Consider the following 18,757-nt stretch of genomic DNA (forward strand, 5'->3'; position numbering starts at 1 on the left):
TTCGCGTTTAAAAGAATTAGTGGATACAGACCATGACTGAAGTTGCTTTGGACACCGCAACCCCCCACGCACCGTCTGTCATCCGGCTGTTGCTCGAAAAACTGGGCGTGGCCTACCGCGAAGTGGCGGAGCATCCGCAGCTGCCCGCCGCATCGCGGGTGCAGGCGATCCTGCTCGACGACGAGATCGGCGCCCTGATGGTGCTGTTCCCGCAGAGCAAGCTGCTGGACCTCAACCGCCTGGAAGAGTTGACCGGCCGCAAACTCAAGGCCGTGCCAGTGGCCCGCCTCAAGCAGATGCTCGACAAGCACCAGCTCAAGGCCCTGCCTGCCATTCCGGCACTGACCAGCTCGCCGTGCCTGTACGAAGACAAGTTGCTCGCTGCGCAAAAACTGTATGTCCAGTCTGGCGAAGCCGGGCTGTTGCTGGAAATCCAGCAGGATGACTTCAAGCGCATGCTGAAAAAGGCCAGCGCCGGCAGTTTCGGCCAACCGGTCAGGGACATCCGCCCCAACCTCGACCGGCCAGACGACGACTCCCGGGAAATCACCCAGGCCGTCCAGGCCTTCACCGCGCGGCGCATCCAGAAGCGCCTGGAAGAAACCATCGAGATCCCGCCGCTGGCCGACACCGCGCAAAAGATCATCAAGCTGCGCGTCGACCCCAATGCCAGCATCGACGACATCACCGGCGTGGTCGAAACCGACCCGGCGCTGGCCGCACAGGTGGTGAGCTGGGCCGCATCGCCCTACTACGCCTCACCCGGCAAGATCCGCTCGGTGGAAGATGCCATCGTCCGCGTGCTGGGCTTCGACCTGGTGATCAACCTGGCCCTGGGCCTGGCCTTGGGCAAGACCCTGAGCTTGCCCAAGGACCATCCGCAGCAGGCGACGCCGTACTGGCAGCAGTCGATCTACACCGCGGCGATCATCGAGGGCCTGACCCGCGCCATGCCGCGCGCCGAGCGCCCGGAAGCGGGCCTGACCTACCTGGCCGGGCTGCTGCACAACTTCGGCTACCTGCTGCTGGCGCACGTGTTTCCGCCGCACTTCTCGCTGATCTGCCGGCACCTGGAGGTCAACCCGCACCTGTGCCACACCTTCGTCGAGCAACACCTGCTGGGCATCAGCCGCGAACAGATCGGCGCCTGGCTGATGAAGCTGTGGGACATGCCCGAAGAGCTGTCCACGGCGCTGCGCTTCCAGCACGACCCGGCGTATGAGGGTGAGTACGCGGCGTACCCGAACCTGGTGTGCCTGGCGACTCGCCTGCTGCGCATGCGCGGGATTGGCTCGGGGCCGCAGGAGGCGATTCCCGATGAATTGCTGGAGCGCCTGGGGATTACCCGGGACAAGGCTGAGGATGTGGTGAACAAGGTGCTCGAGGCCGAGACCTTGTTGCGCGAACTGGCTTCGCAGTTCAACGCGCCGCATTGAGGCCTTTGGGGCTGCTTTGCAGCCCTTTCGCGACACAAGGCCGCTCCTACAGGAGATCGCATGCCCTGTAGGAGCGGCCTTGTGTCGCGAAGGGCCGCTACGCGGCCCCAACCATTTCAGCCCTTCTTCTTCTTCGGCTTCAGGTACTTCATCAAGCCCTGGAACCACATCACCAAAGCCGGATTGCCCTTGATCTGGATGTTCTTGTCCTGAATCCCCTGCATGAACGCCAGCTGCTTGTTGCCCGCCTGCATCGTGGCAAAGCCATAGGCGGCGTCCTTGAAGGCGACGGCAAAGGCCGGCTGCGGGTGCATGCCGCCCTTGCTGCTGATGCGCTCGCCACTGACGATGAAGTGCCGGGCCACCTTGCCGTCCAGCGTCTGCATCTGGAACACCAGGTCCTTGTCCTTGAGTTGCTGCTGGAACGCCGGGTTGTTGCGGCTGGCCCTGGCCATCAGCAGCCCCATGGCCCAGAGAAGAAAGCGAAACTTCATCAACGCGCCTCGAATGAAATATGACTGAAGCGCGCAGTTTATCCTTTTCTTGAACTATTAATGCAAGTTCGCCGCACGTTGGCCGCAGAAAGCACAACGGGCGCCCTCGGGCGCCCGCTGAACCGACACTGGGGATGTCAGGAATCGATCACTTGGCCTTCTTGGCCGCCTTGGCAGGCTGCGTGTTGACGCTGTCGCGCAGGTTCTTGCCAGGCTTGAAGGCAACGGTGTTGCTGGCCTTGATTTTCACCGGCTCGCCGGTTTGCGGGTTTTTCCCGGTGCGGGCACCACGATGACGTTTTTCGAAGGTACCGAAGCCGACCAGCGTGACCGTGTCCTTGTCTAGGGCACCGGTGATGCTGTCGAGAATCGCATTCAGCACCTCGTTGGCCTTTTCCTTGGTCAGATCGGCCTTTTCGGCGATGACGGCGGTGAGATCTGGTTTACGCATAGTGAAGCCTCTTTGACGGGATTTCTTGTTGTTATGCCGTGCTGCCATTGAAGCAGCGTTCAAGGCACCGCAGGCTCTAATCTGCGGCAGACGGAAGTGAGGATGGCACGCTCCCCGAGGCCGCGCCAGTATCAGGGCGGCCATTGTGCGGGCAACAACAGGATAAATCCGACAGAACGCCCGCTATTTACGCCATGAGCGCGGGTAACTGCCTGTTCAGCGCCAGCTTCTCCAGCACCGCGCTGCCGGTCAGGGCGTAACCCAGCAGCTGGCCGTCAGCCGCGTGACAGAGCACTTTCAGGTCGCTGCCCTGCCCCTCTACCTGCCAAGTGCCTTCAAGGCCCTGGGGCACAGGCGAAACCACCAGCGGGCACGCCGGGGTTTTCACGGTGATGGGCATCGGGCCGTAGCTGACTTGCGCCGGGTTGCCGGCCAGGGTCTGGGCCAGCGCGCGGGCGCAGGACATCAGCGGCATCACGTAGAGCAGGTTGATGCCGTCGACCTCGGCGCAGTCGCCCAGGGCGTAGATGTTGTTATGCGAGGTCCGCAGGTGGCGGTCCACCACCACGCCCCGGTTGGTCTGCAGCCCGGCGGCGGCGGCCAGGTCGATACGCGGGCGCAGGCCGATGGCCGAGACCACCAGGTCACAGGCGAGCTGCGTGCCGTCGGACAGATGCGCCAGCAGCCCCTCACCCTGCCGCTCCAGGCGGGTCAGCACCGGGCCCAGGTGAAAGCGCACCCCCAGCCCTTGCAGCCCGGCCTGTACCGCGGCCGCGGCAGCAGGGTGCAGGAGGGTCGGCATGACCTGTTCGCAGGGTGCCACCACATCGACCTGGAACCCGCCCAGGCTCATGTCGTTGGCGAATTCACAGCCGATCAGGCCGGCACCCAGGATCAGCACGCGCTGCCGGCCAGCGGCGGCGGCGCGAAAACGCGCGTAGTCCTCCAGGTCGTTGATCGGGAACACCCGGTCGGCACCGTCACCTTCGACCGGTACCTGCACGGTCTGCGCGCCCCAGGCCAGCACCAGGTCGCGGTACGCCACGGCCTCTTCACCGATCCACAGGCGCTTGTGCCCGGGGTCGATGCCGCTGATGCGGGTGTGGGTGCGCACCTCGGCCTTGAGTTGCTCGGCCATGGCGCCCGGCTCGGCCATGCACAGGCCATCAGCGTCCTTTTGCTTGGCAAAACCGGTGGAGAGCATGGGCTTGGAATAGGAGCGACCGTCATCGGCGGTGATCAGCAGCAGCGGCGTCTCGCCATCGAGCTTGCGAAATTCACGGGCCAGGTTGTAGCCCGCAAGGCCGGTACCGATGATTACCACAGGGAGCGTCATGTCGTGCGTTCCTCTCGTTGCAGGGGGGTGGGATCAGCCGATGGCGATCATTTCGAAGTCGCTCTTGCCGACGCCGCAGTCGGGGCACAGCCAGTCCTGCGGCACATCTTCCCAGCGGGTGCCGGGGGCGATGCCGTCGTCCGGCCAGCCTTCGGCTTCGTCATAGATCAGGCCACAGACAATACATTGCCACTTCTTCATGGTTGGTCGTTCCTCGGTACAGGCTCAGGCTTTGTAAGGGGGCTCGAGGCCCTTTCGCGGGCATTATGCAAGCACTTGGGGCAATCATGCTAAGCTCGCCGCCTCTCTGGCTGTAACAAGCATACCGACGTGTCGTACGAATCCCCGCAAGCAGCCGCTGTCGCGTGGCTGCCGTATTCACAGCTGGCGACCGATATCGACCAGCCTACCCTCGACTGGCTGTTCGACGAAGGCTCCCTGACTCGCCGCCTGACCCGCCTGTCCCACGACCACTTCAGTGTCACCCCCCTGTTCGAGGGCTGGCAGCCGCTGCGCGATGACGAATGCCAGGCGCTGGGCATCGCCCCGGGCGCGGAAGGCTGGGTGCGCGAGGTGTACCTGCGTGGCCATGGCCAGGCCTGGGTATTCGCCCGCAGCGTGGCCAGCCGCAGCGCGCTGGAGCGCGGCGGCCTGGACCTGGAAACCCTGGGCAGCCGCTCGCTGGGCGAGTTGCTATTCTGCGACCAGGCGTTCATCCGCCACCCCATCGAAGTGTGTACCTATCCGCACGCCTGGCTGCCTGACCAGGCCGCCGCAGAAGGCTTGTGGGGGCGGCGCTCGCGCTTCGCCCGCGACGGCCTCGACCTGCTGGTGGCCGAAGTGTTCCTGCCGACCTTGTGGCAAGCGGCCAAGGAGGAAACCCGCTGATGTACCTGCAACTGCTCAAGTCGCTCAACCGCGTGCACCCGCGCGCGTGGGACTTCGTCCAGCTCAGCCGCATGGACCGGCCGATCGGCATCTACCTGCTGCTGTGGCCCACGCTGACTGCAGTGTGGATTGCCGGGCAAGGTTCGCCGACGCTGGCCAACGTGCTGATCTTCGGCCTCGGCGTGGTGCTGATGCGGGCTGCCGGCTGCTGCATCAACGACTTCGCCGACCGCAAGGTCGATGGCCACGTCAAGCGCACTGCCGACCGGCCCTTGGCCAGCGGCCGGGTCAAGCCGCGCGAGGCGCTGGCGCTGTGCGCCATCCTGGTCGCGGTGAGCTTCCTGCTGGTGCTGTGCACCAACAGCCAGACCGTGTGGCTGTCGTTCGGCGCGGTGGCGCTGGCGTTCTGCTACCCGTTCATGAAGCGCTACACCTACTACCCGCAGGTGGTGCTGGGCGCGGCGTATTCCTGGGGCATCCCCATGGCCTTCACGGCCGCTGGCGGCGAGCTGCCGGCCAGTGCCTGGCTGCTGTACATCGCCAACCTGCTGTGGACGGTGGGGTATGACACCTACTACGCCATGGTCGATCGCGACGACGACCTGAAGATTGGCGTGAAATCGACGGCGATCCTGTTCGGCGAGGCTGACCGGGTGATCATCCTGACCCTGCAGCTGCTGTCGCTGGGGTGCCTGTTGCTGGCCGGTAGCCGCTTCGACCTGGGGGGGTGGTTCCACCTGGGGCTGCTGGGGGCGGTGCTGTGCTTTGCCTGGGAGTTCTGGTCGACGCGCAAGCTGGACCGCGAGTCGTGCTTCAAGGCGTTTCTGCACAACCACTGGGCGGGGTTGATCATCTTCATGGGCGTAGTGCTCGACTACGCACTGCGCTGAATGTTTGGGGCTGCTTTGCAGCCCTTTCGCGACACAAGGCCGCTCCTACAGAACACCACGGTCCTCTGTAGGAGCGGCCTTGTGTCGCGATAGGGCCGCAACGCGGCCCCGGCAATTTCAAGGCTTGGCGACGTGCCAGACGTCCTTCATGCCATCACCGGTCATGTCACCGGCTTTCTTGTCCTTGACGAAGGTATACAGCGGCTTGCCGTCATACGCCCACTGCATCTTGCCGTCGTCGCGCTCGATCTTGGTCCACTTGCCTTCGGCCTTCTCGCTCTTATCGGCCATCAAAGGCGGCCAGTTGGTAGCGCACTCGCCATTGCACATCGACTTGCCGCCCGCATCCTTGTCGAAGGTGTACAGCGTCATGCCCTTGTGATCGACGAACATGCCGTCCTTCTCCATCGCATGGTGGGCAGACGCCACCCCCGGGAGCGCCAGTGCAGCGAAAAGGGCCATCCAGCTCAGCGTATGTCGTGTCATTGGATTCACCATTGGTTCGGGGGTGGAATAGGTTCGATATGCCGGCGCAGCGGCCCTTTCTAGCCTAGCCCAGTCATGCAATGTCGCCAGAACGGCCAACGCCCTGTCACACAGCTGCAATAATTCCGTTATCTAATGCGGGCCAGACACGATTATCCGGGAGAGGTTTTGAGCATGGTTGGCAGGAACATTCTGATCGTCGACGACGAAGCGCCCATTCGCGAGATGATCGCCGTTGCCTTGGAAATGGCCGGCTATGACTGCCTGGAAGCCGAGAACTCCCAGCAGGCCCACGCCATCATCGTCGACCGCAAGCCGGACCTGATCCTGCTCGACTGGATGCTGCCTGGCACCTCCGGCATCGAGCTGGCGCGCCGCCTCAAGCGTGACGAGCTGACCGGCGACATCCCGATCATCATGCTCACCGCCAAGGGCGAGGAAGACAACAAGATCCAGGGCCTGGAAGTGGGCGCCGACGACTACATCACCAAGCCGTTCTCCCCGCGCGAGCTGGTCGCCCGCCTCAAGGCCGTGCTGCGTCGCACCGGCCCGAGTGACAGCGAAGCGCCGATCGAAGTCGGCGGCCTGCTGCTCGACCCGATCAGCCACCGCGTGACCATCGATGGCAAGCCTGCGGAAATGGGCCCCACCGAATACCGCCTGCTGCAGTTCTTCATGACCCACCAGGAGCGCGCCTACACCCGCGGCCAATTGCTCGACCAGGTCTGGGGCGGCAACGTGTATGTCGAGGAGCGCACCGTGGACGTACACATCCGTCGCTTGCGCAAGGCACTGGGTGAAGCCTACGAAAATCTGGTACAAACCGTGCGCGGCACTGGCTACCGCTTCTCGACCAAGAGCTGATCGGGCCACCAGCGCCACGCCGCACGTCGTTGTACAAGGACCGTCAATTGAACCAGAACTGGCACGCGACCCTGATTCGCCACCTGCTGCTGCTGATCACCGTCTGCCTGATCGGCGGCCTGGTCAGCGGTTACTACGGCTGGAGCCTGGCCATCGGCCTGGCGCTCTACCTGGGCTGGACCCTCAAGCAGCTGCTGCGCCTGCATGACTGGCTGCGCAACCACCAGCCCGACGAAGCCCCGCCCGACGGCTACGGCCTGTGGGGCGAGGTGTTCGACAGCATCTACCACCTGCAACGCCGCGACCAGCGCGTGCGCGGGCGCCTGCAGGCGGTGATCGACCGGGTGCAGGAGTCCACCGCCGCACTGCGAGACGCGGTGATCATGCTCGACAGCGACGGCAACCTTGAGTGGTGGAACCGCGCCGCGGAAACCCTGCTCGGCTTCAAGACCCCGCAAGACGGCGGGCAGCCAGTGACCAACCTGGTGCGCCACCCGCGCTTCAAGGAATACTTCGAGTCGGAAAACTACGCCGAACCGCTGGAAATCCCCTCACCGATCAACGACCGCCTGCGTGTGCAACTGCACCTGACCCGCTACGGCAACAACGAGCACCTGATGCTGGTGCGCGACGTCACCCGCATTCACCAGCTCGAGCAGATGCGCAAGGACTTCGTCGCCAACGTCTCCCACGAGCTGCGCACCCCGCTGACCGTCATCACCGGCTACCTGGAAACCCTGCTGGACAACGTCGAAGACGTGAACCCGCGCTGGGCCCGGGCATTGCAGCAGATGAACCAGCAAGGCGCGCGCATGCAGACGCTGCTCAACGACCTGCTGCTGCTGGCCAAGCTCGAAGCCACCGACTACCCCTCCGACAACCAGCCGGTGGCGGTCGATGGCCTGCTGCAGTCGATCTACAACGACGCCCAGGCGCTGTCCGGGCCGCGCAACCAGCGCATCACCCTGGAAGCCGCGCCGGGCCTGAAGCTCAAGGGCAGCGAGTCGGAACTGCGCAGCGCCTTCTCCAACCTGGTGTTCAATGCGGTGAAGTACACCCAGGACCAAGGCAGCATCCGTATCCGCTGGTGGGCCGATGCCCAGGGCGCGCACCTGTCGGTGCAGGATTCGGGGGTCGGCATCGATGCCAAGCACCTGCCACGCCTGACCGAGCGCTTCTATCGGGTCGATTCCAGCCGCGCCTCCAATACCGGCGGCACCGGCCTGGGGCTGGCAATCGTCAAGCATGTGCTGATGCGCCACCGGGGCAAGCTGGAAATCAGCAGCGTGCCCGGGCACGGCAGCACCTTCACCTGCCACTTTGCCCCGGTGCAACTGGCCAACGGCAAGGGCTGAGCAACGGGTTACTTTGCTTTTGCCGCCCCAGCCGCTACATTGGATCCCCTGTGCCAGCCAACGCTGGCACTTTACTTTCAACCTTTCTCGAAGACGGACCCCGTAAAAACTCCATCATGGACCCTTCCCCTGGTATCAGCCTCACCTCGCTCTTCGCCGATTTCGGCATGATTCTCTTTGCCCTGTTCCTGGTGCTGCTCAACGGCTTCTTCGTTGCCGCCGAGTTCGCCATGGTCAAGCTGCGCTCCACGCGCGTCGAGTCCATCGCCGAGCTGCATGGCTGGCGCGGCAGCATCCTGCGCAAGGTACACAACCAGCTCGACGCCTACCTCTCGGCCTGCCAGCTGGGTATTACCCTGGCCTCGCTGGGCCTGGGCTGGGTCGGTGAGCCGGCCTTCGCCCACCTGCTCGAACCGCTGCTCGACTACCTGGGCGTGAACACCCCCGAGCTGATCAAGGCCGTGTCGTTCTTCATCGCCTTCTTCGTCATCTCGTACCTGCACATCGTAGTCGGCGAACTGGCGCCCAAGTCGTGGGCGATCCGCAAGCCCGAGCTGCTGTCGCTGTGGACGGCCGTGCCGCTGTACCTGTTCTACTGGCTGATGTACCCGGCCATCTACCTGCTCAACGCCAGCGCCAACACCATCCTGCGCATCGCCGGGCAAGGTGAGCCAGGCCCGCACCACGAGCACCACTACAGCCGCGAAGAACTCAAGCTGATCCTGCACTCCAGCCGTGGCCAGGACCCAAGCGATCAGGGCATGCGCGTGCTGGCCTCGGCCGTGGAAATGGGCGAACTGGAAGTGGTCGACTGGGCCAACTCGCGTGAAGACATGGTCAGCATCGACGCCCACGCTCCGCTCAAGGAAGTGCTCGCCCTGGTGCGCCGCCACAAGTTCAGCCGCTACCCGCTGTACGACGCCGCGCGCGAGGAGTTCACAGGCCTCTTGCACATCAAGGACCTGCTGCTGGAGCTGGCGGAGCTTGAACACCTGCCGGAAACCGTCGACCTCGAAGACCTGGCCCGGCCGCTGGAGCGCGTATCCCGGCACATGCCGCTGGCCCAGCTGCTGGAGCAGTTCCGCAAGGGCGGCGCGCACTTCGTGCTGGTGGAGGAAGCCGATGGCAAGGTGATCGGCTACCTGACCATGGAAGACGTGCTGGAAGTGCTGGTGGGCGATATCCAGGACGAGCACCGCAAGACCGAACGCGGCATCCTCGCCTACCAGCCCGGCAAGCTGCTGGTACGCGGCGACACGCCCTTGTTCAAGGTCGAGCGCCTGCTCGGCATCGACCTGGACCACATCGAGGCGGAAACCCTCGCCGGCCTGATCTACGAGACCCTCAAGCGCGTGCCTGAAGAAGAGGAAGTGCTGGAAGTCGAAGGCCTGCGCATCATCATCAAGAAGATGAAAGGGCCGAAGATCGTGCTGGCCAAGGTGCTCAAGCTCGATTGAGCCGCCTCACGGGTTGCCGGCAGTAAAGTCCGGCAACCCGCCGATCGGTCGGTCGAACTGGAACGGTATCGACTCCAGCGCCAGGCCCACGTTGCGCTGCACCACGAAGTGCAGGTGCGGGCCGGTGCTGTTGCCGGTGTTGCCCGACTTGGCCAGCGCCTGCCCCAACACCACCTGCTGCCCCTCCGCCACCACCACCGAGCCGCGCATCAGGTGCAGGTACACGCCCATGGTGCCGTCCGGGTGCAGGATGCGCACGAAATTGCCCGATGGGTTGCTGCCGCGCCCGCTCTGGTTGTTCTCGACCTTCACCACCATACCGCCGCGCGCCGCGATGATCGGGGTGCCCTCGGGCATGGCGATGTCCATGGCATAGCGGGCCTTGGGGCCGAAATGGCTGAAGCGCCCGTTGGGGCCTTGGGTCAGGCGGAACGGCCCGCCTTTCCATGGGAAGGGATAGCGGTAGCCCTGGGAGCGCAGCCCGGGGTCACCCATGGCGTATTGGAAATTGCTGGCGTACTGCAGTTTGCCACCCGGCGCCGCCAGCACCGAGCTCAGCACCCGGGTCGAGCGCGGCCCTACCACCGCGACCACGATGCGCGGCTTGTTGCCGCCAAAGGCATTGGCCAGCTTATCGATGCGCAGTTCGACCTGCATCGGCACATACAGCTCGTTGCGCACCAGAAAGCGCACACCGCCCGGGAAGGTCTCGGCCTGCAGGCGCACCTGGCCATCGATGCGCTCGAGCATCGGCTCGCGCAGCTCGAAGGTTTTCGCCCCAGGGCTGTAGCGGTCGGAGTACGAGGCCACGCCGAGGTTGTCGACGGTCTTGTAGAGGGTCACGCCCAGGCTCGACGCCGAGGCCGAGAGCAAGGCACAGAACAGCAGCAAGCGGGCGGCGGCGGGCATGATAGTGGCTTTTTGACAGGTGTGGTCTGTCGAAGCCTAGCAGCAGGTATTCGCCGCGGTATTACAGCTGGTCGGAAGATGGGTAACGTGTGGGGCGGGCTTGCCCCGCGAAACAGGCAGCGCGGTGGATGGCACCGGCTTCGCCGGTGTTCGCGGGGCAAGCCCGCGCCCTCCGGCAGTTGCGCCGTCAAACTTGAGCCGTCGGGCATCAGGCGCCCGGGGTGAAGTGCTTCTGCGCCGTGCCGCGGGCAATCAGCCGCGACAGGTAGTCGAGCTTCTGTGCATCCTGGTCGACGAACTTGAAGGTCAGTTGCAGCCAGTCGCTTTCAGGCTTGGGCTCCAGCGCCGCCACGGCGTGCAGGTAGCCATTAAGGCGCGCCACTTCGGCGCTCTCGCCCTGCTCCAGGTCCAGCACCGCCCCTTCCAGCACCTGAGGCAACGCGGCGCTGCGGCGCACCACCAGCAGCGCCTCCTTGAGGCTCAGGGCCTTGATCACGCAGGGTTGGATGCCGCTGGCCAGGCGCAACTGGCCCTGGCCACGCCCGGACTGCGCGGCCGCTGCCGCCGTTTGCGGCGCGGGGGCATTGATCAACGGCTTGGCCGGGGCCGCCGCCACCTTGACCGCTTCCGGCTTGCCGCCGGTCAGGGCACTGAGCGAATCGTTGGCGAACGCCGAATTGGCCCGCGCCGGCGCACCGGCTACCAGGCTTTCCAGCTTGCCGGTCTTGGCCAGGGCCTTTTTCACCTTGGTCAGCAGTTGCTCATTGGTGAACGGCTTGCCGACAAAGTCGGACACCCCGGCCTGGATGGCCTGGATCACGTTCTCCTTGTCACCGCGGCTGGTCACCATGATGAACTGCAGCGCTTTCATCTCGGGCTGCTGGCGGCACCAGGTGAGCAGCTCCAGGCCAGACATTTCCGGCATTTCCCAGTCGCACAGGACCAGGTCGAATGTTTCCTTGGCCAGCATGGCCATGGCCTTGCGGCCGTTCACCGCATCTTCGATGACCATGCCCGGGAAGGCGTTGCGCAGGCACTTTCTGACCAGGTCACGGATGAACGGAGCATCATCCACGACCAGCACATTCACTTTACTCATCGATACTCCTCTTGAATCCCGACTAGCCTACCGCTCAGTGGTGGCCTTTTGCCAATCTTTGCGTCACGCCGGGACTTCGTCGCATCAAACGCGGGTGCCTGCCGGCTGCTCGAGCACAAACGAAAACGCCCGGCCAAGGCCGGGCGTCGATGCTCGGGAGCAATCCTATTTATCGTCAGGTTCGCCCGGAACATTAGCGATTTCGGCCTCAAGGCCAGCGCTGCCCTCGACTTCCGCCTTCATGCGCTTGAGGCCCATGTGGCGCACGTCGGTGCCGCGGACCAGGTAGATCACCAGCTCCGAGATGTTGCGCGCGTGGTCGCCGATACGCTCCAGCGAACGCAGGGCCCAGATCACGCTCAAGACCCGCGAGATCGAGCGCGGGTCTTCCATCATGTAGGTCACCAGCTCGCGCAGCGCGGTCTTGTACTCGCGGTCGATGGTCTTGTCGTACTGGGCCACCGACAGCGCCAGGTCGGCATCGAAGCGGGCGAAGGCATCGAGCGCATCGCGCACCATGTTGCGCACCTGGTCGCCGATGTGGCGCACCTCGACGTAGCCGCGTGGCGACTCGCCTTCCTCGCACAGCTGGATGGCGCGGCGGGCGATCTTGGTCGATTCGTCGCCAATGCGCTCCAGGTCGATCACCGACTTGGAGATGCTGATGATCAGGCGCAGGTCGGAGGCCGCCGGCTGGCGACGGGCGAGGATGCGCACGCACTCCTCGTCGATGTTGCGCTCCATCTGGTTGATCTGCTCATCGACTTCGCGCACTTGCTGGGCCAGGCCCGAATCGGCCTCGATCAGCGCGGTGACCGCGTCGTTGACCTGCTTCTCGACCAGGCCGCCCATGGCCAGGAGGTGGCTGCGCACCTCTTCGAGTTCGGCGTTGAACTGCTGGGAAATGTGGTGCGTAAGGCTTTCTTTGTTGATCATCGTCTGGCTCCGCGAAGCAGCTGCAAGCTTCAAGTGGTTCGTGTCGTTCCCTGGCAGGGCTGCTTAGCCGTAGCGACCGGTGATGTAGTCTTCGGTCTGCTTCTTCGCCGGGTTGGTGAACAGGGTGTCGGTATCCCCGAATTCGACCAGTTTGCCCATGTACATGAACGCGGTGTAGTCGGACACCCGCGCGGCCTGCTGCATGTTGTGGGTGACGATGACGATGGTGTACTTGGATTTCAACTCGTAGATCAGCTCTTCGACCTTCAGCGTCGAGATCGGGTCCAGTGCCGAGCACGGTTCGTCGAGCAGCAACACTTCAGGCTCGACGGCGATGGTGCGGGCAATCACCAGACGCTGCTGCTGGCCGCCGGACAGGCCCAGCGCCGAGTCGTGCAGGCGGTCCTTGACCTCGTCCCACAGGGCCGCGCCCTTCAGTGCCCACTCGACCGCTTCGTCGAGCACGCGCTTCTTGTTGATGCCCTGGATGCGCAGGCCGTACACCACGTTCTCGTAGATGGTCTTGGGGAACGGGTTGGGCTTCTGGAACACCATGCCCACGCGGCGGCGCAGCTCGGCAACGTCCTCGCCCTTGCGGTAGATGTCGTTGCCGTACAGGTTGATGGCGCCTTCCACGCGGCAGCCGTCAACCAGGTCGTTCATGCGGTTGAAGGTGCGCAGCAGGGTCGACTTGCCGCAGCCGGACGGGCCGATGAAGGCGGTCACGCGCTGCTTGGGGATGTTCATGCTGACGTCGAACAGCGCCTGCTTGTCGCCGTAGTAGAGGCTCAGGCCAGGCACTTCGATGGCCACGGTCTCTTCGGCCAGGCGCAGGCTCTGCTTGTCGCGGCCCAGGGCAGACATGTCGATGCCGTGGGTGTGGGATTCATGCTGCATGGTCAACTCCATACGCTATCAATTCGTTTCAAAGGGCCGCCCGGCTGCGGGCGGCTCGCTTGCAATTCAGGCTCAGTGGTCGAGCGCCTTGTACTTCTCGCGCAGGTGGTTACGGATCCACACCGCCGAGAGGTTGAGGGTGGCGATCACCATCACCAGCAGCAGCGCGGTGGCGTAAACCAGCGGCCGCGCGGCCTCGACGTTGGGGCTCTGGAAGCCGACGTCGTAGATGTGGAAGCCCAGGTGCATGATCTTCTGGTCCAGGTGCAGGTACGGGTAGTTGCCATCCACCGGCAGCGATGGCGCCAGCTTGACCACACCCACCAGCATCAGCGGCGCCACTTCACCGGCGGCGCGGGCCACGGCGAGGATCATGCCGGTCATCATGGCCGGGCTGGCCATCGGCAATACGATCTTCCACAGGGTCTCGGCCTTGGTCGCACCGAGGGCCAGCGAGCCTTCGCGCACGGTGCGCGGAATGCGCGCCAGGCCTTCTTCGGTGGCCACGATCACCACCGGTACCGCCAGCAGCGCCAGGGTCAGCGAGGCCCACAGCAGGCCCGGGGTACCCAGGGTCGGGGCCGGCAATGCTTCGGCGAAGAACAGCCGGTCGATCGAGCCGCCCAGTACATAGACGAAGAAGCCCAGGCCGAACACGCCGTAGACGATCGCCGGCACGCCCGCCAGGTTGTTCACGGCGATGCGGATCAGGCGCGTCACCGGGCCCTGTTTGGCGTACTCGCGCAGGTACACGGCCGCCAGCACGCCGAACGGGGTGACGATCACGGCCATGATCAGGGTCATCATCACGGTGCCGAAGATGGCCGGGAAGATGCCGCCTTCGGTGTTGGCCTCACGCGGGTCGTCGCTGAGGAATTCCCAGACCTTGGCGAAGTAGGTGCCCATCTTGGTCAAGCCGGACATGGCGTTCGGCTGGATGGCGTGCACCACCTTGCTCAGGTTGATCTCCACTTCGCGGCCGTTGCCGTCACGGGCCACCAGGCTGTCACGGGCGAAGGCCTGGTGCAGGCCGCTGAGGCGGTCTTCGATGGCCTTGTAGCGGCTGTTGAGCTCGGCGCGCTCGGCTTCCATGTCGGCCTGGGCCGCGGCATCCAGCTTGCCGTCCAGCTCCAGCTTGCGGCTGTGCAGGCGCAGGCGTTCGAGGCCATGGTTGATGGCACCGATGTCCTTCTTCTCCAGAGTCTGCAGCTCGCTGTTGAGCTGGCTGGCACGCTTGAGGCGGGCCTGCAGCTCGTTCCACGCGGCAGGGCCTTCGGCGACCACGCGGCCTTCTTCCTTGACGCTGACCAGGTAGCCATAGAAGTTGCCCCACTCGCGGCGCTCCAGGGCAATCAGGTCGGCCGGACGCTGCTCGTCCACCAGCCACTCGCCGACCACCCAGGTGAAGTCGCTGCCGTTGAGGTCGCGGTTACCCACCTTGATCAGCTCGCGGGTCATGAACTCCGGGCCTTGCTCGGGTACCGGCAGGCCGGCCCCCTTCAGGCGTGCCCGGGGCACTTCTTCCTTCTGCACCACTTCACCGATGATGACGTGGTCGGCCTGGCCCGGCACCTTGTAGGTGGCCTGGACCAGGTCGGCCGGCCAGAAGTGGCCGAGGCCGCGCACGGCGATCACCGCCAGCAGGCCGATGGTCATGATCACCGCCATGGCGACCGCGCCACCGCTGATCCAGACGCCGGGGGCGCCGCTCTTGAACCAGCCTTTGAGGGAATCCTTTTTCACGGATCTCTACCTTTCTATCAAAGCGACGAGTATTTCTTGCGCAGACGCTGGCGAATCAGCTCGGCCAAGGTGTTCATGATGAAGGTGAACATCAGCAGCACGAGGGCGGCGAGGAACAGCACGCGATAGTGGCTGCCGCCGACTTCCGATTCGGGCATTTCCACCGCCACGTTGGCGGCCAGGGTACGCATGCCTTCGAACAGGTTCATCTCCATCACCGGCGTGTTGCCGGTAGCCATGAGCACGATCATGGTCTCGCCCACCGCACGGCCCATGCCGATCATCAGCGCCGAGAAGATACCCGGGCTGGCGGTGAGGATGACCACGCGGGTCAGGGTCTGCCACGGCGTCGCACCCAGGGCCAGGGAGCCCAGGGTCAGGCTGCGCGGCACGCTGAACACGGCGTCTTCGGCGATCGAGTAGATGTTCGGGATGACCGCGAAGCCCATGGCGATACCCACCACCAGGGCGTTGCGCTGGTCGTAGGTGATGCCCAGGTCGTTGGTGATCCACAGGCGCATGTCACCGCCGAAGAACCAGGTCTCCATGAACGGGCTCATGTACAGGGCGAACCAACCGATGAACAGGATCACCGGGATCAGGATCGCCGCCTCCCAGCCATCCGGAATGCGCAGGCGGATCGACTCCGGCAGGCGGCTCCAGGCAAAGCCTGCAACCAGGATGCCGATCGGCAGGATCAGCAGCAGGCTGAACACGCCCGGCAGGTGGCCTTCAAGGTATGGCGCGAGGAACAGGCCGGCGAAGAAGCCGAGGATCACCGTCGGCATCGCTTCCATCAGCTCGATCACCGGCTTGACCTTGCGGCGCATGCCAGGGGCCATGAAGTAGGCGGTGTAGATGGCCGCGGCGATGGCCAGAGGCGCAGCCAGGATCATCGCGTAGAACGCTGCCTTCAGGGTACCGAAGGTCAGTGGCGACAGGCTCAGCTTGGGCTCGAAGTCGGTGTTAGACGCGGTCGACTGCCAGACGTACTTGGGCTCGTCGTAGTTCTCGTACCAGACCTTGCCCCACAGCGCGCTGAAGGACACTTCAGGGTGCGGGTTCTTCAGGCTCAGCGGCAGCAGCTTGCCGCCTTCTTCGATGATGATGCGGTTGGCACGTGGCGACAGGGCCAGCACGCCAGGGCCTTCGGCCGCCTGCTCGACCAGCAGGGTGCGGTGCGCGGTGCTGTGGAACACACCCAGCTTGCCGTCGGCGTCCAGGGCGATGAAGCCCTTGCGGCGCTCTTCGGCATCGATCTGCACGACCGGCGCCTTGCCCATCTGGAAGGTGCGAATCTGCTTGAAGCGCTGCTCGCCATCCGGGTCGCGGGCCATGAACCACTGGGCCAGGCCGCCCTTGGAGTCACCGACGATCAGCGAGATGCCGCCAACCAGCTGGGCGGTCGCGGTGATTTCGGTGTCGGCGCTGTCGGACAGCTTGTAGCGACCGTTGAGGCTCTTGTCGCGCAGGCTGAAGACGTCCGCGGTGGCGCGGCCGTTGATCACGTACAGCCACTGCTGGCGCGGGTCGATGAAGATATTCTTCACCGCCTCGGTCATCTGTGGCAGCTCGATGCGGTTCTGCTCGGTGGTGACCTCGTCGGTCATCATGTTTTCAGTGCGCGTCAGCTCCACCACCTGCAGGTGCGCGCCGGTGGAGCCGGCCAGCAGCAGGGTGTCGCCATTGACGTTGACGCTGACGTGCTCCAGCGCACGGCCCTGGTCGTCGAGCACGAACGGCTCCTGGCCGTAGGGGTAGTCGATGCCGGGGGTGATGGTCTTCTTGTTGTCCGGGTAGGTGATCTTGTAGGTGTGGTGGAACACCACTGCCTTGCCGTCGGACAGGCCCAGTACCACCAGCGGGCTACCCGGCTGGTCGGTGCTGATCGAGGAAACCTGGGTGCCTGCCGGCAGCGGCAGGTCGACGCGGTTGAGTTCCTTGCCGGTCTTGGTATCGAAGAACAGTGCCTGACCCTTGTCCGAAACGCGCATGCCGACCAGGTTCTGCTCTTCAAGGGCGATCATCAGCGGCTTGCCGGCATCCTGCTGCAGCCAGGTCGGCTCCAGGGCCTTCTTGCTGGTCAGTTCGGCGCCCTGGAACAGCGGCAGCACCACGTAGGCCAGGTAGAAGAAGATCAGGGTGATGGCTGCCAGCACGGCAAGCCCGCCCACCAGTACATACCAGCGGGTCAGGCGATCCTTGAGAGCGCGCATGCGGCGCTTGCGTTGCAACTCGGGCGTATTGAAATCAATCCGCACGGGAGGGGAATTTTGGGTCATTGTGGAGTTGGCCAGATCATTCATGCGCACACCCTAGCGGTCCCGTATGACAAAAACATGACAGTGCGTTGACGCAAAAAAGCCCGCCGCTCAGGAGCCCTGGCTGCGGACCAAGAATGCTTGGAAAAGGCCGGGCATCTGCACCGGCCTCTTCCTCAGTTAGTTACTTTTTTGCGACGTTGTCCGTGTGGGACAGGCCCAGGTCAGCCAGGGTCTTGTCGACCACTTTGGCTGGCAGCGGGATGTAGCCATCCTTCACCACGACCTGCTGGCCTGCCTGCGACAGGACCAGTTTGACGAACTCGGCTTCCAGCGGGGCCAGAGGCTTGTTCGGCGCCTTGTTGACGTAGACGTAGAGGAAGCGCGACAGCGGGTACGAGCCGTTCAGAGCGTTGGCTTCGTTGTCTTCGATGAACTCGCCGCCTTCTTTCTTGGCCAGGGCGACAGTCTTGACGCTGGCAGTCTTGTAGCCGATGCCCGAGTAGCCGATGCCGTTCAGCGAGGAGCTGATCGACTGCACGACCGAAGCCGAGCCAGGCTGTTCGTTGACGTTAGCCTTGAAGTCGCCTTTGCACAGGGCTTCTTCCTTGAAGTAGCCGTAGGTGCCCGATACCGAGTTGCGGCCGAACAGCTGCACTGGCTTGTTGGCCAGGTCGCCGGTCACGCCCAGGTCGCCCCAGGTCTTGACTTCGGTTTTGGCGCCGCACAGGCGGGTGGAGGAGAAGATTGCATCGACCTGGGCCATGGTCAGGCCTTTGATCGGGTTGTCCTTGTGCACGAACACGGCCAGGGCGTCGACGGCGACCGGGATGGCGGTCGGCTTGTAGCCGTACTTCTGCTCGAAGGCCTGCAGCTCGACGTCCTTCATCTTGCGGCTCATCGGGCCGAGGTTGGCGGTACCTTCGGTCAGCGCGGGTGGCGCGGTGGAGGAGCCGGCAGCCTGGATCTGGATGTTTACGTTCGGATATTCCTTCTTGTAGGCCTCGGCCCACAGAGTCATCAGGTTCGCGAGGGTGTCGGAACCGACGCTGGAGAGGTTGCCCGAAACACCGGTGGTCTTGGTGTAGGTCGGGATCGCAGGGTCGACGGCGGCTACCGCGTTGGCGGTCGCAACGCCAGCGGCGGCAAAGGTGAGGGCCGCCATCAAACGCTTCAGTTTCATGCCTTGCTCCTAGCAGGAATATTGGGGGTGTTGGATGGATCGGGGCCCAGTATCTGCAGGCCGCATGAACAC

At 64.3% G+C, this 18,757-nt stretch carries 18 protein-coding genes; 6 read left to right on the forward strand and 12 right to left on the reverse strand.

What is annotated here, in order from left to right:
* The first annotated feature begins 32 nt into the window (after positions 1-32).
* On the forward strand, positions 33-1,436 hold the full coding sequence (locus L6D75_RS03770; RefSeq protein ID WP_176517652.1) for an aminoacyl-tRNA deacylase and HDOD domain-containing protein: 1,404 nt from the start codon (positions 33-35) through the stop codon (positions 1,434-1,436).
* Between the two features lie 116 nt (positions 1,437-1,552).
* On the opposite strand, the gene L6D75_RS03775 is transcribed toward L6D75_RS03770, so the two are convergent.
* The 4 genes from L6D75_RS03775 to L6D75_RS03790 all read right to left on the reverse strand — a co-directional run bounded on the left by L6D75_RS03775 (position 1,553) and on the right by L6D75_RS03790 (position 3,918).
* Positions 1,553-1,930 (reverse strand): helicase, encoded by a 378-nt coding sequence (locus L6D75_RS03775; RefSeq protein ID WP_176517651.1) that lies wholly within the window; start codon positions 1,928-1,930, stop codon positions 1,553-1,555.
* Positions 1,931-2,078: 148 nt separating this feature from the next.
* Positions 2,079-2,381: an HU family DNA-binding protein gene (locus L6D75_RS03780; RefSeq protein ID WP_176517650.1), complete on the reverse strand. Its 303-nt coding sequence runs from the start codon at positions 2,379-2,381 to the stop codon at positions 2,079-2,081.
* Between the two features lie 187 nt (positions 2,382-2,568).
* A complete protein-coding gene (locus tag L6D75_RS03785) occupies positions 2,569-3,717 on the reverse strand; it encodes an NAD(P)/FAD-dependent oxidoreductase (protein ID WP_176517649.1) in 1,149 nt (382 codons plus the stop codon).
* A gap of 33 nt (positions 3,718-3,750) precedes the next feature.
* Positions 3,751-3,918: a rubredoxin gene (locus L6D75_RS03790; RefSeq protein WP_008091623.1), complete on the reverse strand. Its 168-nt coding sequence runs from the start codon at positions 3,916-3,918 to the stop codon at positions 3,751-3,753.
* A 129-nt stretch (positions 3,919-4,047) separates the two neighbouring features.
* Here L6D75_RS03790 and L6D75_RS03795 point away from each other — a divergent pair, with 129 nt between their 5' ends.
* Together L6D75_RS03795 and ubiA are read left to right on the forward strand one after the other, a co-directional pair.
* Complete coding sequence (locus L6D75_RS03795) at positions 4,048-4,605, forward strand: chorismate--pyruvate lyase family protein (RefSeq protein ID WP_176517648.1); 558 nt, start codon at positions 4,048-4,050, stop codon at positions 4,603-4,605.
* Complete coding sequence (ubiA, locus tag L6D75_RS03800) at positions 4,605-5,495, forward strand: 4-hydroxybenzoate octaprenyltransferase (RefSeq protein ID WP_176517647.1); 891 nt, start codon at positions 4,605-4,607, stop codon at positions 5,493-5,495. The genes L6D75_RS03795 and ubiA overlap by 1 nt, the downstream gene beginning before the upstream one ends.
* Before the next feature lie 117 nt (positions 5,496-5,612).
* Here the strand turns inward: ubiA and L6D75_RS03805 are convergent, their stop codons facing one another.
* Positions 5,613-5,981, reverse strand: a complete 369-nt coding sequence (locus L6D75_RS03805; protein ID WP_176517646.1) for a COG4315 family predicted lipoprotein — start codon at positions 5,979-5,981, stop codon at positions 5,613-5,615.
* A gap of 174 nt (positions 5,982-6,155) precedes the next feature.
* Here L6D75_RS03805 and phoB point away from each other — a divergent pair, with 174 nt between their 5' ends.
* From phoB to L6D75_RS03820, 3 genes are all read left to right on the forward strand, one after another.
* Positions 6,156-6,845: a phosphate regulon transcriptional regulator PhoB gene (phoB, locus tag L6D75_RS03810; RefSeq protein WP_003253341.1), complete on the forward strand. Its 690-nt coding sequence runs from the start codon at positions 6,156-6,158 to the stop codon at positions 6,843-6,845.
* Between the two features lie 47 nt (positions 6,846-6,892).
* Entirely contained in the window at positions 6,893-8,200 is a 1,308-nt protein-coding gene (gene phoR, locus L6D75_RS03815; RefSeq protein WP_176517645.1) for a phosphate regulon sensor histidine kinase PhoR, read from the forward strand.
* 116 nt (positions 8,201-8,316) lie between these two features.
* Entirely contained in the window at positions 8,317-9,657 is a 1,341-nt protein-coding gene (locus tag L6D75_RS03820) for a hemolysin family protein (RefSeq protein ID WP_176517644.1), read from the forward strand.
* 6 nt (positions 9,658-9,663) lie between these two features.
* On the opposite strand, the gene L6D75_RS03825 is transcribed toward L6D75_RS03820, so the two are convergent.
* The 7 genes from L6D75_RS03825 to L6D75_RS03855 all read right to left on the reverse strand — a co-directional run bounded on the left by L6D75_RS03825 (position 9,664) and on the right by L6D75_RS03855 (position 18,685).
* Positions 9,664-10,566: a M23 family metallopeptidase gene (locus L6D75_RS03825; RefSeq protein ID WP_176517643.1), complete on the reverse strand. Its 903-nt coding sequence runs from the start codon at positions 10,564-10,566 to the stop codon at positions 9,664-9,666.
* A 208-nt stretch (positions 10,567-10,774) separates the two neighbouring features.
* Positions 10,775-11,665 carry a response regulator gene (locus L6D75_RS03830; RefSeq protein WP_176517642.1) on the reverse strand — a complete coding sequence of 297 codons (891 nt, stop codon included), beginning with the start codon at positions 11,663-11,665 and terminating at the stop codon, positions 10,775-10,777.
* 165 nt (positions 11,666-11,830) lie between these two features.
* Positions 11,831-12,601 (reverse strand): phosphate signaling complex protein PhoU, encoded by a 771-nt coding sequence (phoU, locus tag L6D75_RS03835; protein WP_176517641.1) that lies wholly within the window; start codon positions 12,599-12,601, stop codon positions 11,831-11,833.
* Positions 12,602-12,664: 63 nt separating this feature from the next.
* A complete protein-coding gene (gene pstB / locus L6D75_RS03840; protein WP_176517640.1) occupies positions 12,665-13,498 on the reverse strand; it encodes a phosphate ABC transporter ATP-binding protein PstB in 834 nt (277 codons plus the stop codon).
* A gap of 72 nt (positions 13,499-13,570) precedes the next feature.
* Positions 13,571-15,241, reverse strand: a complete 1,671-nt coding sequence (gene pstA, locus L6D75_RS03845; protein WP_176517639.1) for a phosphate ABC transporter permease PstA — start codon at positions 15,239-15,241, stop codon at positions 13,571-13,573.
* Positions 15,242-15,258: 17 nt separating this feature from the next.
* Positions 15,259-17,547 (reverse strand): ABC transporter permease subunit, encoded by a 2,289-nt coding sequence (locus tag L6D75_RS03850; protein WP_176517638.1) that lies wholly within the window; start codon positions 17,545-17,547, stop codon positions 15,259-15,261.
* Between the two features lie 139 nt (positions 17,548-17,686).
* Positions 17,687-18,685 (reverse strand): phosphate ABC transporter substrate-binding protein PstS, encoded by a 999-nt coding sequence (locus L6D75_RS03855; protein ID WP_176517637.1) that lies wholly within the window; start codon positions 18,683-18,685, stop codon positions 17,687-17,689.
* Positions 18,686-18,757 lie beyond the last annotated feature (72 nt).

The sequence above is a fragment of the Pseudomonas faucium genome (assembly GCF_021602585.1).
Taxonomy (GTDB): domain Bacteria; phylum Pseudomonadota; class Gammaproteobacteria; order Pseudomonadales; family Pseudomonadaceae; genus Aquipseudomonas; species Aquipseudomonas faucium.

Excerpts from the sequence above, each read along its gene's own strand:
- L6D75_RS03770 (WP_176517652.1), top strand. The coding sequence starts at position 33 with ATGACTGAAGTTGCTTTGGACACCGCAACCCCCCACGCACCGTCTGTC.
- L6D75_RS03775 (WP_176517651.1), bottom strand. The coding sequence starts at position 1,930 with ATGAAGTTTCGCTTTCTTCTCTGGGCCATGGGGCTGCTGATGGCCAGG.
- L6D75_RS03780 (WP_176517650.1), bottom strand. The coding sequence starts at position 2,381 with ATGCGTAAACCAGATCTCACCGCCGTCATCGCCGAAAAGGCCGATCTG.
- L6D75_RS03785 (WP_176517649.1), bottom strand. The coding sequence starts at position 3,717 with ATGACGCTCCCTGTGGTAATCATCGGTACCGGCCTTGCGGGCTACAAC.
- L6D75_RS03790 (WP_008091623.1), bottom strand. The coding sequence starts at position 3,918 with ATGAAGAAGTGGCAATGTATTGTCTGTGGCCTGATCTATGACGAAGCC.
- ubiA (WP_176517647.1), top strand. The coding sequence starts at position 4,605 with ATGTACCTGCAACTGCTCAAGTCGCTCAACCGCGTGCACCCGCGCGCG.
- L6D75_RS03805 (WP_176517646.1), bottom strand. The coding sequence starts at position 5,981 with ATGACACGACATACGCTGAGCTGGATGGCCCTTTTCGCTGCACTGGCG.
- phoB (WP_003253341.1), top strand. The coding sequence starts at position 6,156 with ATGGTTGGCAGGAACATTCTGATCGTCGACGACGAAGCGCCCATTCGC.
- L6D75_RS03820 (WP_176517644.1), top strand. The coding sequence starts at position 8,317 with ATGGACCCTTCCCCTGGTATCAGCCTCACCTCGCTCTTCGCCGATTTC.
- L6D75_RS03825 (WP_176517643.1), bottom strand. The coding sequence starts at position 10,566 with ATGCCCGCCGCCGCCCGCTTGCTGCTGTTCTGTGCCTTGCTCTCGGCC.
- L6D75_RS03830 (WP_176517642.1), bottom strand. The coding sequence starts at position 11,665 with ATGAGTAAAGTGAATGTGCTGGTCGTGGATGATGCTCCGTTCATCCGT.
- phoU (WP_176517641.1), bottom strand. The coding sequence starts at position 12,601 with ATGATCAACAAAGAAAGCCTTACGCACCACATTTCCCAGCAGTTCAAC.
- pstB (WP_176517640.1), bottom strand. The coding sequence starts at position 13,498 with ATGCAGCATGAATCCCACACCCACGGCATCGACATGTCTGCCCTGGGC.
- L6D75_RS03850 (WP_176517638.1), bottom strand. The coding sequence starts at position 17,547 with ATGAATGATCTGGCCAACTCCACAATGACCCAAAATTCCCCTCCCGTG.
- L6D75_RS03855 (WP_176517637.1), bottom strand. The coding sequence starts at position 18,685 with ATGAAACTGAAGCGTTTGATGGCGGCCCTCACCTTTGCCGCCGCTGGC.